We start from the raw sequence: 14,820 nt of genomic DNA on the forward strand, positions 1-14,820 counted from the left end.
GGGGCATTGTTACGCCGGGTGACCGCACGTGCGTACGGCGCCTACTCCCCCGGCCAGCGCGGCGCGCGCTTCTCGTTGAACGCCGCCACGCCCTCCCTGCGGTCCCCCGAGAACGCCACGGACCGCCACGCGCCGTCCTCGACCTCGAGCCCGGCCCGCAGGTCCAGGCCGTGGCCCAGGCGCATGGCCCGCTTGGCGGCGCGCAGGCCCACCGGCGAGTTCGCCGCGATCCGCCCGGCCAGCTCCAGGGCCGCGCCGCGCGCGTCGTCCTCGACCAGCTCGTCCACCAGGCCCAGTCCCGCCGCCTCGGCCGCGGGCACCCGGCGGGCGGTGAACACCAGCTCCGCCGCGCGCGCCGCCCCGACCCGGCGCGGCAGCAGCTGCGTACCGCCGCCGCCGGGGATGACGCCCACGGACACCTCGGGCAGCCCGACGACGGCCGTCGCGTCGGCCACGATCAGGTCGCAGGAAAGCGCCAGCTCGAAGCCGCCGCCCAGGGCGAAGCCGCGCACGGCCGCGATGGTCGGCATCGGCAGCTCCAGCACGCCCGTGTAGGCGGCGCGGGCGGCGGGGCGCTGGCGCATCAGGTCGGCGTCCGTGAAGGAGTTGCGCTCCTTCAGGTCGGCGCCCACGCAGAAGGCCCGGTCGCTGGAGGAGGTCAGCACGGTCACCCGGGCGTCGCGGTCGGCGGCCAGCGCGTCGCAGGCGGCCGCGATGGAGCGGGCCATCTCGGTGGACACCGCGTTCATGGCCTTGGGCCGGTCGAGGACCAGCTCCGCCACGTACCCGTGGCGGCGTACGGCGACGAACTCCCCGTACCGCTCATCGGACCGCTCCTGAGTCTGCTGCTCGGACATGACGCCCACCCTCCCGGTTAACGACCGTTCATTCGTCTACCCGGGGATCTTAGGCTCCCGCCGCGACAGCATCCAGGGCTCGATGACGCCGAGGCCGCGCACGGGCCGCTGCCACATCGGCTGGAGCGCGAAGCGGTACGAGGGCGGGGTCGCGCCCTCCTTCTCCGCGCGGGCCGCCTCCTCCGCCGCCTGCGCCTCCGACACGGGCGCCTCGCCCGTACGGGTCAGGTCCTCGGCGAAGGCCCCGTCCACGAGGACGGCGTTCTTGGGCGCTATCGAGGTGAGCCTGCTCGCCAGGTTCACCGTCGTACCGAACACGTCGCCCATCCGGGTGGTGACCGTGCCGAAGGCGATGCCGACGCGCAGCGCGGGCATCGTGGCGTCCTCCTTCAGCGTCTCGATGAGACGCAGCGAGATCTCCGCGGCCGTACCGGCGTCGTCGGCGGCGAACAGCACCTCGTCGCCCAGCGTCTTGATGAGCCGCCCGCCGTGCGCGGCGACCAGGTCGGCGCAGGTCGTCTCGAACGTCTCGACCAGCTCGCCGAGCTCCTCCTCCTCAAGGCGCCGGGTGAGCCGGGTGAAGCCGACGAGGTCCGCGAAGCCCACGGCGAGCCGCCGGTCCACCATCTCCTCGTCGTCCCCCGCCTGCACGACCCGCCCGGTCGCCGCCGCGAGCTGCCTGCGCCACACGTACACCAGGAACTCCTGGAGCTCCGGCAGCAGCAGCTCCACCAGCGGATACGTGACCTCGGTGCGGGTCATGCCGGGCTCGGGCGGCTCGGTCAGTCCCTCCAGGAACGAGTCGATCTGCCACTCCGCGAGCCGCGCCGTCGTCTGCCCCGTGGAACGCGCCACCTGCACGGCCATCGGCTCGCTCAGCAGCCCCGCCTCCACGAGACCGGCCAGGCGGCGCAGCGCCAGCACGTCCGCCTCGGTCAGCGCCTTGGCCTGCCCGATGTCGGGGAAGCCCATGGCCCGCCAGAAACGGGCGGCGAGGTCCATGGAGACACCGGCCGTGCGGGCCGCCTGGAAGGGGGTGTAGCGCCGCTCGGCGCCGAGGATCAGCTGCTCCAGACGGATGGCGAGGGGGTTGTCGGTCGGCTCCGCCGTGTGATCGACGACATGGTGGGGGGTGGGGTATTCCGGTTCGCCCGCGTTCTCGCCGTCGACGGTCACCGGCCGCCTCCTGCCCGATCCGTACGCACTGCCCTGCCTGCCGTTCTGTCGCCGACCCGCCGCATCGACCCCTTGCGACCAGCTCGGCGAACCCGGCCGGCGGATCGCCTCAACGATACGGCAGGTGTGCCCTGGCTCACGTCCCGGAGAGCCGGAGCGTTCAGTCCACCGGGCGCAGATGGACGATGTCGCCCGCGCCGACCGCCTCCCGCGCGCCGTCCGGGAGGGCCACGACGAGCCGCCCGTCCCCGTCGATGGCGGCGGCCCGCCCGGTGAGCGTCCGGTCGCCGGGCAGCTCGGCCCGAACGGTCCTGCCGAGCGTCGCGCAGCCCGCGGCGTACGCCTCCTGGAGCCCGGACGCGGCGGGGTCGCCCGCGGCGGCGGTCCAGCGGCCGTACCACTCGTCGACCGACCGCAGCACGGCCCGCAGCAGCGGGTCGCGGTCGGTGCACACGGCGTCGGCGAGGGCCAGCGACCCGGCCGTCGGCACGGGCAGCTCGTCGGCGCGCAGCGTGACGTTGAGGCCGACGCCGACGACGATGCCGTGGTCCCCGGCGCGCTCGGCGAGGATGCCGCCCGCCTTGCGCTCCTCGCCGCCGACCGTGACCAGCAGGTCGTTGGGCCACTTCAGCGCCGTGTCGACCCCGGCGGACCTGGCCAGCCCGGCCGCGACGGCGACACCGGTCAGCAGCGGCAGCCACGCCAGGCGCCGGGCGGGCACGTCCGGCTTGAGGAGCACCGAGAAGAACAGGCCCGACCGGGCGGGCGCGGACCAGGCGCGGTCCAGGCGGCCCCGCCCCGCGGTCTGCTCCTCGGCGACCAGGACGGCGCCCTCGGGGAGTTCGGCGGCGCGGGTGGCCAGGTCGGTGTTGGTGGAGCCGGTACGGGGCACGAGATCGAGGGACGTCCACAGCGAGCCCGGCCGCAGCAGCGCGCGGCGCAGCGCGGGGGCGGCCAGCGGCGGCCGTTCGAGGTCGCTCCAGCGGCTCGCCGGGCCGGTTCCTTGACCATGAGAGGGCGTCATGCAACCCAGCCTAGGTGTGGCAAACACCGCACTGCCGAACGGCATCGCCGCCGATACGCTACGGGCCAGTAGCCAACGAGCCCGTGACCACACCTGACCAGGCAGGGAGCCGCATCCCGATGTCCGAGCGTCAAGAGATCGACATTCACACGACCGCGGGGAAGCTCGCGGATCTGCAGCGCCGTATCGAGGAGGCGACGCACGCGGGTTCCGAGCGTGCCGTCGAGAAGCAGCACGCCAAGGGCAAGCTCACGGCCCGCGAGCGGATCGCCCTCCTCCTGGACGAGGACTCCTTCGTGGAACTGGACGAGTTCGCGAGGCACCGGTCCACCAACTTCGGCCTGGAGAAGAACCGTCCGTACGGCGACGGAGTCGTCACCGGCTACGGGACGGTGGACGGCCGCCCGGTGGCGGTGTTCTCGCAGGACTTCACCGTCTTCGGCGGGGCGCTGGGCGAGACGTTCGGCCAGAAGATCATCAAGGTGATGGACTTCGCGCTGAAGACCGGCTGCCCGGTCATCGGCATCAACGACTCCGGCGGCGCCCGCATCCAGGAGGGCGTGAGCGCGCTCGGCATGTACGGCGAGATCTTCCGCCGCAACACCCACGCGTCCGGAGTGATCCCGCAGATCAGCCTGGTCGTCGGCCCCTGCGCGGGCGGCGCCGTGTACTCCCCGGCGATCACCGACTTCACGGTGATGGTGGACCGGACGTCCCACATGTTCATCACGGGCCCCGACGTCATCAAGACGGTGACCGGCGAGGACGTCGGTTTCGAGGAGCTGGGCGGCGCCCGCACCCACAACACGACGTCGGGCGTGGCGCACCACATGGCGGCGGACGAGAAGGACGCCGTCGAGTACGTGAAGTCGCTGCTGTCGTACCTGCCGTCCAACAACCTGTCGGAGCCGCCGTCGTTCCCGGAGGAGGCGGACCTCGCCCTCACGGACGAGGACCGTGAGCTGGACACGCTGGTCCCGGACTCCGCGAACCAGCCGTACGACATCCACACGGTCATCGAGCACGTCCTGGACGACGGCGAGTTCCTGGAGACCCAGGGCATGTTCGCGCCGAACATCGTCACCGGTTTCGGCCGTGTCGAGGGCTTCCCTGTGGGCATCGTCGCCAACCAGCCGATGCAGTTCGCGGGCTGCCTCGACATCAACGCGAGCGAGAAGGCGGCGCGGTTCGTGCGCACCTGCGACGCGTTCAACATCCCGGTCCTGACCTTCGTGGACGTGCCGGGCTTCCTGCCCGGCGTGGACCAGGAGTACGGCGGGATCATCCGGCGCGGCGCGAAGCTGATCTACGCGTACGCGGAGGCGACCGTCCCGCTCATCACGGTCATCACGCGCAAGGCGTTCGGCGGCGCGTACGACGTGATGGGCTCCAAGCACCTGGGCGCCGACCTGAACCTGGCGTGGCCGACCGCGCAGATCGCCGTCATGGGCGCGCAGGGCGCGGTGAACATCCTGCACCGCCGCGCCATCGCGGCGGCCCCCGACGACGAGCGCGAGGCGCTGCGGGCCCAGCTGATCCAGGATTACGAGGACACGCTGCTCAACCCGTACACGGCGGCGGAGCGCGGCTACATCGACGCGGTGATCATGCCGTCCGAGACTCGGGCGCAGATCGTGCGCGGGCTGCGTCAGCTGCGGACCAAGCGGGAAAACCTGCCCCCGAAGAAGCACGGCAACATCCCCCTGTAAGGAGCCTCGATGATCAAGGTCGTACGGGGCAACCCGACCCCCGAGGAGCTGGCCGCCGCACTGGCGGTGGTCCGGGCGCGCGCCGCGGCGACGGCGGCGGCCGGAACCACGAGCGCGCACCCCCGCACCCCGGAGGCCTGGTCGGCGCCCACGCGCATCACCCGGGGCCTGCCCCCGTCCCCGGGCCCGCGCTCCTGGACGCGGAGCTACTGGCCGGCGTAGTCCCGTCCGCGCGTCCCGCCTGAGTACGCGTACTCAGGCGGGACGCGCCCGGGGTCCGCAGGATCGAAGGATGCTGTGGTCCGACCCCGAGAACGAACCGCCCGAGGAGATGCGGGCCATGCAGGCCATGCTCCGCCGGGCCGGCACGCTGCTGGCCCTGGCCATGCTGGTGGCCACCCTCTCCACCGCCCTCCGCTGACCCCCCGCACCACCCGCGGCCACGCCCCCTGAGGGCCCCGCCCCGGCAACCCGGCCCCGTCCCTGGCGCCCCGCGCTCCCGACGGCCCCTGCCTCGCCGGCGGCCGCACCCCCTGGCGGGCTCCGCCCCAGCATCCCGGCACCACCCCTGACGGCCGCGCTCCCGCCTCTGGCGCCGCCACACGCCCGTCCCAGCCCCCTGCCCCGCCTGCGCCGCCCCCTGGCGGCCACGATCCCGGCGGCCCGGCACCACCCCTGGGGCCCGCCCGCCTCCCGTGGCCCCGGACGACCCCGACACGCCCCTGAGCCCGCGACTGCGCCCCTGCACTGTGGGCCATGGGCCCGTGCTGGTCCGCGTCCCCCCTGCGGGCCGCTTCCGCTGTGGGCAGCTGGTCCGCCAGGGGCGGAACGGGTGGGCACAGCGGACCTGCCGGGTGCCGGTCCCAGCGCCTACCGCACACGTGCGCAACCCTCCGGGCAGGGCAGCCCGTTGTGCCCACCCTCCCCCGAGGTCTCGGCTTCGCTCGACCAGGGGGGACCCCATCGCCGTGCGGGACGCCTGCCCACAACGGGATGGGCACTCCGGCCGCCAGCGGGCGGGCCTCAAGGCGCGCGGGGCCCATCCGGGCAGTGCCACAGGATGTGGGAGGCCCGGCCCCCAGGGGCCGCAGTCCGCGGGGGCGCGGGCCCCCAGGGGGACAGAGCCCGCGGGACGACCCGGCATGCGCTGCGGCGCGGCGCGGCGCGTGGCAGGGGGCCCGCAGAAGGGCGGCCCGCAGGGCGGCGCGGGCACGCGGGGCGGCGCGCGGGGGCTCGGCCACAGGGGAGGAGGGGGCCGGCAGGGTGGCGCGGCGACAGGGCGGCGCGGGGTGTGGGGGCTTGCTTACGATGGGCCCATGAGTCCTCAGCGCCGCCTCATCCTCGCCTCCGCCTCCCCCGCCCGCCTGGGCCTCCTGCGTCAGGCCGGCCTCTCGCCCGAGGTCGTCGTCAGCGGCTTCGACGAGAGCAAGGTGACCGCCCCGACCCCCGCCGAGCTGGCCCTCGCGCTGGCGGAGGCGAAGGCGTCGCTGGTGGCGGCCCGCCCCGAGGTGTCGGGCGCGCTGGTGATCGGCTGCGACTCGGTCCTGGAGCTGGACGGGCAGGCGCTCGGGAAGCCCGCCGACTCGGAGGAGGCCGTCGCCCGCTGGAAGGCCATGCGGGGCCGGGTCGGCGTCCTCCAGACGGGGCACTGCGTGCACGACACGGCGGCGAAGCGGTACGCGTCCGCGACGGCGTCCACGCTGGTGCGGTTCGGCGACCCGACGGACGAGGAGATCGCCGCGTACGTGGCGAGCGGGGAGCCGCTGAACGTGGCGGGCGCGTTCACGCTCGACGGCCGCTCGGCGCCGTTCATCGACGGCATCGACGGCGACCCGGGCAACGTCATCGGCCTGTCCCTGCCACTCCTGCGACGACTGCTGCGCCAACTGGACGTCGCCGTCACCGACTTGTGGGCGTAAGCCCGAAAGGCGGCTCAGGCGGGCTGCGGGGCCTCCCCGGCGGACCCGTCGCCCTCGGCACCCTCACCGCCCGGCGCGGCGCCCCCGGGCCCGTACACGACCAGGCTCAGCACCACCAGCCCCATCACCACCATCAGCCAGGCGAACGCCGCCCACCCGACGAGTCCGACGGCCACCGCGCCGAGCACCGCGTGGGTGACCGCGCAGGTGACGAGCAGGACGCGGCCCCAGCGGCCGGGCGCGGCGCGGCGGACGCCCGCGCGGAGCAGTACGGCCCCGCACAGGGCGAGGTACGCGCCCATGACGCCGCCCATCACCCACGTACCGGTGACCATCATGTCCGGGTCGAGGCCCGCGAGGGACATGCGCTGGCCGGACTGGATCGTCGCGAGCACGCCGTGCAGCAGCACCGCGCCCACCGCCTCGGCGAGCAGCACGGCCCCGGCCGTCAGTGCTATCGGTCTGCGGGTCACCACAGACACCCCCTGCCCTGTTACCAGCGGTACGGACGACATCGCGCAGGCTACTCACGAGTAAACCCCTGGGCAAGGGTGAAGGACCACGCGGCAAAGAATCATTCGCCCATTCGTAGGGACTCCACAAAGAAACGGGACGCCCCGCTGGACCCCGGAACAGAGACCTTGACCACACCGCGCGGCTACTGTGCAGTCAAGAAGCCCTGCGTACTGAGGCAGGACAAGGGGTTTCGAGGTCTGAGCGGGCCTCGTATCACGCTCCGTGTGGGCAACCTCACGACAGGGGAACAGTCGAAACGTCGTGTCGGCAGTCCCTAAACTCAGCGTGTTTTGGGAATGGAGGGAGCCATCGTGCGCAAGGTGCTCATCGCCAACCGTGGCGAAATCGCTGTCCGTGTCGCCCGTGCCTGCCGGGACGCCGGGATCGCGAGCGTAGCCGTCTACGCCGATCCGGACCGGGACGCCCTGCACGTCCGTGCGGCGGACGAGGCGTTCGCCCTGGGCGGTGACACCCCGGCGGCCAGCTATCTGGACATCGCGAAGGTGCTTCAGGCGGCCAAGGACTCGGGGGCCGACGCGGTCCACCCGGGTTACGGCTTCCTGTCGGAGAACGCGGAGTTCGCCCAGGCCGTCATCGACGCCGGGCTGATCTGGATCGGCCCGCCGCCGCAGGCGATCCGGGACCTGGGCGACAAGGTGGCGGCCCGTCACATCGCGCAGCGCGCCGGCGCTCCGCTGGTGGCCGGCACGCCCGACCCGGTGTCCGGCGCCGACGAGGTCGTCGCGTTCGCCCGGGAGCACGGCCTGCCGATCGCGATCAAGGCGGCGTTCGGCGGTGGCGGCCGCGGTCTGAAGGTCGCCCGCACCCTGGAAGAGGTGCCCGAGCTGTACGACTCGGCGGTCCGCGAGGCCGTCGCGGCGTTCGGCCGCGGCGAGTGCTTCGTGGAGCGGTACCTGGACCGGCCGCGCCATGTGGAGACGCAGTGCCTGGCCGACCAGCACGGCAACGTGGTCGTCGTCTCGACCCGTGACTGCTCCCTCCAGCGCCGCCACCAGAAGCTGGTGGAGGAGGCCCCGGCGCCGTTCCTCACCGAGGAGCAGAACGCCGAGCTGTACCGGGCGTCGAAGGCCATCCTGAAGGAGGCCGGTTACGTCGGCGCGGGCACCGTCGAGTTCCTCGTCGGCAACGACGGCACGATCTCCTTCCTGGAGGTCAACACCCGTCTCCAGGTCGAGCACCCGGTGACCGAGGAGGTCACGGGCATCGACCTCGTACGCGAGATGTTCCGCATCGCCGACGGCGAGGAGCTCGGCTACGGCGACCCGGAGATCCGCGGCCACTCCTTCGAGTTCCGCATCAACGGCGAGGACCCGGGCCGTGGCTTCCTGCCCGCGCCGGGCACGGTCACCACGTTCGCCCCGCCGTCCGGCCCGGGTGTCCGCCTGGACGCCGGTGTCGAGTCGGGCAGCGTCATCGGCCCCGCCTGGGACTCCCTGCTGGCGAAGCTGATCATCACGGGCGCGACCCGGCAGCAGGCGCTGGAGCGGGCGCGGCGCGCGCTGGCCGAGTTCCGCGTGGAGGGCATGGCCACGGCCATCCCGTTCCACCGCGCGGTCGTCGCGGACCCGGCGTTCGCCCCGGCCGAGGGCCCGTTCAAGATCCACACGCGCTGGATCGAGACGGAGTTCGTCAACGAGATCAAGCCGTTCGCCGCTCCGGCCGACGCCGAGGCGGAGGACGAGGAGACGGGCCGCGAGACCGTCGTCGTCGAGGTGGGCGGCAAGCGCCTGGAGGTGTCGCTGCCGTCGTCGCTCGGCATGAGCCTGGCCCGTACGGGTCTGGCGGCGGGCGCCCGCCCGAAGCGCCGCGCGAAGAAGAAGGCCGCGTCGGCCGCGTCCGGCGACACGCTGACCTCCCCGATGCAGGGCACCATCGTGAAGGTGGCCGTCGAGGAGGGCCAGGAGGTCAGCGAGGGCGACCTGATCGTCGTCCTGGAGGCCATGAAGATGGAGCAGCCGCTGAACGCGCACCGCGCGGGCACGGTGAAGGGCCTGAACGCCGAGGTCGGCGCGTCCGTCACGTCGGGCGCCGCGATCTGCGAGATCAAGGACTGACCTTTTTCCGTACGCTGTACCCGAGGGCCCCGTCGACCGACCGGCGGGGCCCTCGCCCATGAGGGGCGGTCCCGGAACCCGTACGGACCGCGCGGCAGGCGCACGGGGCCCGGCACGGCATCCCTTACGGGGCTCCTGGCAGGCCCTCACGGCCCCGGAGCGGTGGGGGCGCACGGGTCTTGGCGCGGCGTCCCCTGCGGGCCGCCGGGGCATGGCCTCACGGCCCGGGAACGGCGGGGTCCCCGTCCTCGCCACGGGCTCCTCGTGCGCGATGGCATGCTGGAGGGACGAGGGAGGAGCGCGGGATGACGACGACCAGGCCCATGCGTGCCGACGCCCGCCGCAACCACGAGCGGCTGCTGCGCGTCGCGCGGGCGGCCTTCGCCGAGCACGGTACGGACGCGGCGCTGGAGGACATCGCGCGGCGCGCCGGCGTGGGCATCGGCACGCTGTACCGCCACTTCCCGAACCGGCACGCGCTGATGAACGCCGTGTTCCAGGACGCCGTGACGGCTCTGCTGGCCCGCTCCCGGGAGCTGGCGGCGGCGGACGAGCCGTGTACGGCGCTGGTGGAGTGGCTGCGGGCGATCGTCACCCACGCGGGTGAGTACCGGGGCCTGGCGCGGGCGCTGATGTCGGCGTCGTACGACCCCAGTTCGGCCCTGTCGCAGTGCAACGACCCTCTGCGCGAGGCGGGCGCCCGTCTGCTCACCCGGGCGCAGGAGGCCGGGGCGGTACGGCGGGACGTGTCGATCGGCGACCTGTTGCAGCTGACGAACGCGATAGCGCTGGCGGCCGAGCAGAACCCGGACGACGAGGCCCTGGCGGACCGGCTCCTCACCCTGACCCTGCGCGGCCTGAAGCCCTGACCGTACGGCGCCGGGGCGCGGGGGCCTTGAGCCCTCGGCCCACGCGGGACCCGGCAGGGCCTCAGCGCCGTCGCAGGTCGGCGACGCGGGCCTGGCGCTCCTGGGCGTCCTGCGGCAGGGGGGCGCTGCGGAGCTGGGGGCCGCCGGGGTGGCGGGTGCCGCGCTGGCCGGGCAGCGGGACGTCCCGCCGGTGCTGGCGGGCCTGCCGGGTGCTCGCGGCGGCGGACGTGCCGGGGCCGCCGCCCGCGACGGTGATCTGGACGCCCTGGTCGGCGAGGGCCTGGAGCTCCATCGCGGCCCGGTCGTCGTGCGCGGGCGGCTCGTCCGTCACCAGGCGCGTGATCATGTGCGTGGGCACGGTCTGGAACATCGTGTCCGTGCCGAGCTTGTTGTGGTCGGCGATGACCACGACCTCCGCCGCCGCCTGCACCAGCGCCCGGTCCACGCTCGCGGACAGCATGTTGGACGTGGAGAGGCCGCGCTCGGCGGTGAGCCCCGCGCCGGACAGGAAGGCCCGCGACACGCGCAGCCCGTGCAGGGACTGCTCGGCGCCGCTGCCGACCAGCGCGTAGTTGGAGCCGCGCAGCGTGCCGCCGGTCATGACCACCTCGACGCGGTTGGCGTGCGCGAGGGCCTGGGCGACCAGCAGGGAGTTGGTCACCACGGTCAGGCCGGGGACGCGGGCGAGGCGCCGGGCCAGCTCCTGCGTCGTCGTACCGGCGCCGACGACGATCGCCTCGCCCTCCTGGACGAGACCGGCGGCGACGTCGGCGATGGCGGTCTTCTCCGCCGTGGCGAGATGGGATTTGTGCGGGTAGCCGGACTCGCGGGTGAACCCGCCCGGCAGCACCGCCCCGCCGTGGCGGCGGTCGAGGAGTCCTTCGGCCTCCAGCGCCCGCACGTCACGCCGCACGGTCACTTCGGAGGTCTGGACGACGCGGGCGAGCTCCCGGAGCGATACCGCCCCGTTGGCACGCACCATTTCAAGGATCAACTGACGACGTTCTGCAGCGAACACGAAACTGACAGTAACCCCAGCCGCCGACACTTTGCAGGCGTATGGGCCGATTCCGAGAATTTACGAACAGACGGGGCCGCCAAGTGCTATAGGCGACCCCGTATGTGAGCGATCCCTGACCGCTCGATGTCCCGACTTGCCGGGGGTTGCCGGGGGTTGTCCCCCGGCGGCGCCCGGCCGTCGCGGACTCACGCCTCGGCGGTGGTCTTCCGTGTGTGCAGCTGCCGCGCCACTTCGGCGATCGAGCCCGAAAGGGACGGGTACACGGTGAACGCGTTCGCGATCTGCTCGACCGTCAGGTTGTTGTCGACCGCGATCGAGATGGGGTGGATCAGTTCGCTCGCGCGCGGGGCGACGACGCAGCCGCCGACGACGATGCCCGTGCCCGGACGGCAGAAGATCTTGACGAAGCCGTCCCGGATGCCCTGCATCTTCGCGCGCGGGTTGCGCAGCAGCGGCAGCTTGACGGCGCGGGCGTCGATCTTCCCGGCGTCCACGTCGGCCTGCGTGTAGCCGACGGTGGCGATCTCGGGGTCGGTGAAGACGTTCGAGGAGACGGTCTTCAGGTCGAGCGGCGCGACCGTCTCGCCGAGGAAGTGGTACATCGCGATACGGCCCTGCTGGGCGGCGACCGACGCGAGGGCGAACACGCCGGTCACGTCGCCGGCCGCGTACACGCCGGGCGCGGACGTGCGGGACACCTTGTCGGTCCAGATGTGGCCGGAGTCCTTGAGGCGTACGCCCGCCTCCTCCAGGCCCATGCCGGCCGTGTTGGGGATGGCGCCGACCGCCATGAGGCAGTGCGTACCGGAGATGACGCGGCCGTCGGCGAGGGTGACCTCCACGCGGTCGCCGACGCGCTTGGCGGACTGCGCGCGGGAGCGGGCCATGACGTTCATGCCGCGGCGCCGGAACACGTCCTCCAGCACGGCCGCCGCGTCCGGGTCCTCGCCGGGCAGCACGCGGTCGCGCGATGAGACCAGCGTGACGCGGGAGCCGAGCGCCTGGTAGGCGCCCGCGAACTCGGCGCCGGTCACACCGGAGCCGACCACGATGAGCTCCTCGGGCAGCTCGTCGAGGTCGTAGACCTGCGTCCAGTTGAGGATGCGCTCGCCGTCGGGCTGCGCGTCGGGGATCTCGCGGGGGTGGCCGCCGGTCGCGATGAGCACGGCGTCGGCGGTGAGGATCTCCTCGGTGCCGTCCGCCGCGGTGACGACGACGCGGCGGGAGCCGTCGAGGTCCTGCGCACCGTCGAGCCGGCCCCGGCCGCGCATGACGCGGGCGCCCGCGCGGGTGACGGAGGCGGTGATGTCGTGCGACTGGGCGAGCGCGAGGCGCTTCACCCGCCGGTTGACCTTGCCGAGGTCGACGCCGACGACGCGGGCGGCCTGCTCCACGTGGGGGGTGTCGTCCGCCACGATGATGCCCAGCTCCTCGTAGGAGGAGTCGAAGGTCGTCATGACCTCGGCGGTCGCGATGAGGGTCTTGGAAGGGACGCAGTCGGTCAGGACGGACGCTCCGCCGAGGCCGTCGCAGTCCACGACGGTCACCTCCGCGCCGAGCTGGGCGCCCACCAGGGCCGCCTCGTATCCGCCGGGTCCGCCACCGATGATCACGATCCGGGTCACTGGGGTTACGCCTCGCGCTCTCGTCACGGCGACCCCGCGGACGGGTGGGCCCAGCGGGGTCGGGATTGTCCTCATGGGATGGGAGTACGTACGTCATTGTCCCGCACTGTTCGATCCACCGACATTCTCCCGCACCCCCACCCCCCACTCACCCCGGGGGTCCGGGCCCCTTCCCACGGGGCACGCCCATGAGCCCTACGGGGACACACCCCCCTACGGCCCCCGGCCCCCTACGGAACGTCCACCCCCCCCCCGGCTCTGCCCACCAGTGCGGCAGGCGCGGGGCGTGGCGCCCCGCAGGTCCGCCGTGCCCACCCGTCCGCTCTCGCGGTCGGGGCGAAGCCGCAGGCCGGGCGGGGCGGCCGGGGTCGTACCGGGGCACCGGGGGCGGAGCCCCGTGCGGGGTAAGGGAGGCACGCGGGGCGGAGCCTCCCGTACCCTCGAGACCATGTCGCTCTACGCCGCGTACGCCGGCAACCTCGACGCGCGGCTGATGACCCGCCGCGCCCCCCACTCCCCCCTGCGCGGCACGGGCTGGCTGAACGGCTGGCGGCTCACGTTCGGCGGGGAGCAGATGGGCTGGGAGGGAGCGCTCGCCACCATCGTGGAGGCCCCGCGCTCGCAGGTCTTCGTCGCCCTGTACGACGTCGCTCCCATGGACGAGGACTCCATGGACCGCTGGGAGGGCGTCGGCCTCGACATCTACCGCCGCATGCGGGTCCGCGTGCACACCCTGGACGGCGAGGAGCCCGCCTGGGTGTACGTCCTCAACGGCTACGAGGGCGGCCTCCCCTCCGCCCGCTACCTGGGCGAGATCGCCGACGCGGCCGAGTCCGCGGGCGCCCCCCACGACTACGTCATGGAACTGCGCAAGCGCCCCTGCTGACGAGCCCGCCGGGCGGCCGGTCCGCCCTGCCGACGCGCGCCCCGCAGGAGCGGAATGCCCCCGCGCCGGCCCGCCCCCGACGGCGAGCGGCCCGCCCCTCCCACGCCCCCGACCAGCCGGTTCGTGGAAAGCGACAAGACAACGATACGAACACCGTAGGCCCTGTCATCTACGCGCGTAGGCCCGTACGGGTTACCCTCATCCGCGTGAACGCATCTGTTACCCCGGACCACCGCCAGGACGACCCCCGCACCGCCGCCCAGGCCGCCGCCGCGCGCCTGCGCGAGCTGACGGGCGCCGAGAACCACGACGTCGCCCTCGTGATGGGCTCCGGCTGGGCCCCGGCCGCCGACGCGCTCGGCGCCCCCGATGCCGAGTTCCCGGTCACCGAGCTGCCGGGCTTCCCGCCGCCGGCCGTGGAGGGCCACGGCGGCCGCATCCGCTCGTACCGCGTGGGCGAGAAGCGCGCGCTGGTGTTCCTCGGCCGTACGCACTTCTACGAGGGCCGTGGCGTCGCCGCCGTCGCCCACGGCGTGCGCACCGCCGTCGCCGCGGGCTGCGGGACCGTCGTCCTGACCAACGGCTGTGGCGGTCTGCGCGAGGGCATGCGCCCCGGCCAGCCGGTCCTCATCAGCGACCACATCAACCTCACCGCGGCCTCCCCGATCGAGGGCGCGAACTTCGTGGACCTGACGGACCTGTACTCGCCGCGTCTGCGCGCCATGTGCAAGGAGGTGGACCCGTCCCTGGAGGAGGGCGTCTACGTCCAGTTCCCCGGCCCGCACTACGAGACCCCGGCCGAGATCAACATGGTCCGCGTCCTCGGTGGCGACCTGGTCGGCATGTCCACCGTCCTGGAGGCCATCGCGGCGCGCGAGGCGGGCGCGGAGGTCCTCGGCATCTCCCTCGTCACCAATCTGGCCGCGGGCCTTTCGGGTGAGCCGCTGAACCACGAGGAGGTCCTCCAGGCGGGCCGCGACTCGGCCGCGCGGATGGGCGAGCTGCTCACGCGCGTGCTGGAGCGCATCTGACGCGTCCCGCCGCGGCCGTGCCGGACCCCCTGAGGGTGGCGGCGCGGCCGTACGGACGTGCCCCGGCGGCCGTACGGAGGGTCACCCGATGACACCTCCGGGCGGGCACGGG

Annotated in this window: 14 protein-coding genes; 8 read left to right on the forward strand and 6 right to left on the reverse strand. The window is 73.6% G+C overall.

Translation table 11 applies throughout. From position 1 onward, the window contains the following. Window positions 1-41: 41 nt before the first annotated feature. The 3 genes from J116_RS09380 to J116_RS09390 form a co-directional block, all read right to left on the reverse strand. Window positions 42-857 carry an enoyl-CoA hydratase/isomerase family protein gene (locus J116_RS09380; RefSeq protein ID WP_028963871.1) on the reverse strand — a complete coding sequence of 272 codons (816 nt, stop codon included), beginning with the start codon at window positions 855-857 and terminating at the stop codon, window positions 42-44. Window positions 858-893: 36 nt separating this feature from the next. Then, window positions 894-2,033, reverse strand: a complete 1,140-nt coding sequence (locus J116_RS09385; RefSeq protein WP_023586834.1) for an adenylate/guanylate cyclase domain-containing protein — start codon at window positions 2,031-2,033, stop codon at window positions 894-896. 160 nt (window positions 2,034-2,193) lie between these two features. After that, complete coding sequence (locus J116_RS09390) at window positions 2,194-3,057, reverse strand: biotin--[acetyl-CoA-carboxylase] ligase (RefSeq protein WP_023586835.1); 864 nt, start codon at window positions 3,055-3,057, stop codon at window positions 2,194-2,196. 119 nt (window positions 3,058-3,176) lie between these two features. Between J116_RS09390 and J116_RS09395 the strand changes: the two genes are divergently transcribed. The 4 genes from J116_RS09395 (at window position 3,177) to J116_RS09405 (ending at window position 6,685) form a co-directional block, all read left to right on the forward strand. Beyond that, window positions 3,177-4,766, forward strand: a complete 1,590-nt coding sequence (locus J116_RS09395; protein ID WP_023586836.1) for an acyl-CoA carboxylase subunit beta — start codon at window positions 3,177-3,179, stop codon at window positions 4,764-4,766. A 9-nt stretch (window positions 4,767-4,775) separates the two neighbouring features. Continuing rightward, window positions 4,776-4,988, forward strand: a complete 213-nt coding sequence (locus tag J116_RS09400; RefSeq protein WP_023586837.1) for an acyl-CoA carboxylase epsilon subunit — start codon at window positions 4,776-4,778, stop codon at window positions 4,986-4,988. 70 nt (window positions 4,989-5,058) lie between these two features. After that, window positions 5,059-5,187 (forward strand): morphogenic membrane protein MmpB, encoded by a 129-nt coding sequence (gene mmpB / locus J116_RS31230; protein WP_023586838.1) that lies wholly within the window; start codon window positions 5,059-5,061, stop codon window positions 5,185-5,187. A gap of 895 nt (window positions 5,188-6,082) precedes the next feature. Further along, the gene (locus J116_RS09405; protein WP_023586839.1) at window positions 6,083-6,685 is read left to right on the forward strand and encodes a Maf family protein; all 603 of its coding nucleotides are present in this window, start codon (window positions 6,083-6,085) and stop codon (window positions 6,683-6,685) included. Window positions 6,686-6,699: 14 nt separating this feature from the next. Here J116_RS09405 and J116_RS09410 read toward each other — a convergent pair whose 3' ends face one another. Then, window positions 6,700-7,167, reverse strand: a complete 468-nt coding sequence (locus J116_RS09410; RefSeq protein WP_037946592.1) for a hypothetical protein — start codon at window positions 7,165-7,167, stop codon at window positions 6,700-6,702. Window positions 7,168-7,512: 345 nt separating this feature from the next. On the opposite strand from J116_RS09410, the gene J116_RS09415 reads away from it, so the two are divergent. Continuing rightward, on the forward strand, window positions 7,513-9,276 hold the full coding sequence (locus tag J116_RS09415; RefSeq protein ID WP_028963872.1) for an acetyl/propionyl/methylcrotonyl-CoA carboxylase subunit alpha: 1,764 nt from the start codon (window positions 7,513-7,515) through the stop codon (window positions 9,274-9,276). A gap of 305 nt (window positions 9,277-9,581) precedes the next feature. Next, a complete protein-coding gene (locus tag J116_RS09420) occupies window positions 9,582-10,145 on the forward strand; it encodes a TetR/AcrR family transcriptional regulator (protein WP_023586842.1) in 564 nt (187 codons plus the stop codon). A 61-nt stretch (window positions 10,146-10,206) separates the two neighbouring features. Here the strand turns inward: J116_RS09420 and J116_RS09425 are convergent, their stop codons facing one another. Next, window positions 10,207-11,127, reverse strand: a complete 921-nt coding sequence (locus J116_RS09425; RefSeq protein WP_023586843.1) for a DeoR/GlpR family DNA-binding transcription regulator — start codon at window positions 11,125-11,127, stop codon at window positions 10,207-10,209. A gap of 224 nt (window positions 11,128-11,351) precedes the next feature. Then, a complete protein-coding gene (locus J116_RS09430; protein WP_023586844.1) occupies window positions 11,352-12,791 on the reverse strand; it encodes an NAD(P)H-quinone dehydrogenase in 1,440 nt (479 codons plus the stop codon). Window positions 12,792-13,239: 448 nt separating this feature from the next. Here J116_RS09430 and J116_RS09435 point away from each other — a divergent pair, with 448 nt between their 5' ends. Together J116_RS09435 and J116_RS09440 are read left to right on the forward strand one after the other, a co-directional pair. Further along, on the forward strand, window positions 13,240-13,677 hold the full coding sequence (locus tag J116_RS09435; protein WP_023586845.1) for a gamma-glutamylcyclotransferase: 438 nt from the start codon (window positions 13,240-13,242) through the stop codon (window positions 13,675-13,677). 206 nt (window positions 13,678-13,883) lie between these two features. Then, a complete protein-coding gene (locus tag J116_RS09440) occupies window positions 13,884-14,708 on the forward strand; it encodes a purine-nucleoside phosphorylase (RefSeq protein WP_023586846.1) in 825 nt (274 codons plus the stop codon). Window positions 14,709-14,820: the final 112 nt, after the last annotated feature.

This window comes from Streptomyces thermolilacinus SPC6, from assembly GCF_000478605.2.
In the GTDB taxonomy this organism is placed as follows: domain Bacteria; phylum Actinomycetota; class Actinomycetes; order Streptomycetales; family Streptomycetaceae; genus Streptomyces; species Streptomyces thermolilacinus.

Excerpts from the sequence above, each read along its gene's own strand:
- J116_RS09380 (WP_028963871.1), bottom strand. The coding sequence starts at position 857 with ATGTCCGAGCAGCAGACTCAGGAGCGGTCCGATGAGCGGTACGGGGAG.
- J116_RS09435 (WP_023586845.1), top strand. The coding sequence starts at position 13,240 with ATGTCGCTCTACGCCGCGTACGCCGGCAACCTCGACGCGCGGCTGATG.
- J116_RS09390 (WP_023586835.1), bottom strand. The coding sequence starts at position 3,057 with ATGACGCCCTCTCATGGTCAAGGAACCGGCCCGGCGAGCCGCTGGAGC.
- J116_RS09400 (WP_023586837.1), top strand. The coding sequence starts at position 4,776 with ATGATCAAGGTCGTACGGGGCAACCCGACCCCCGAGGAGCTGGCCGCC.
- mmpB (WP_023586838.1), top strand. The coding sequence starts at position 5,059 with ATGCTGTGGTCCGACCCCGAGAACGAACCGCCCGAGGAGATGCGGGCC.
- J116_RS09405 (WP_023586839.1), top strand. The coding sequence starts at position 6,083 with ATGAGTCCTCAGCGCCGCCTCATCCTCGCCTCCGCCTCCCCCGCCCGC.
- J116_RS09395 (WP_023586836.1), top strand. The coding sequence starts at position 3,177 with ATGTCCGAGCGTCAAGAGATCGACATTCACACGACCGCGGGGAAGCTC.
- J116_RS09420 (WP_023586842.1), top strand. The coding sequence starts at position 9,582 with ATGACGACGACCAGGCCCATGCGTGCCGACGCCCGCCGCAACCACGAG.
- J116_RS09425 (WP_023586843.1), bottom strand. The coding sequence starts at position 11,127 with ATGGTGCGTGCCAACGGGGCGGTATCGCTCCGGGAGCTCGCCCGCGTC.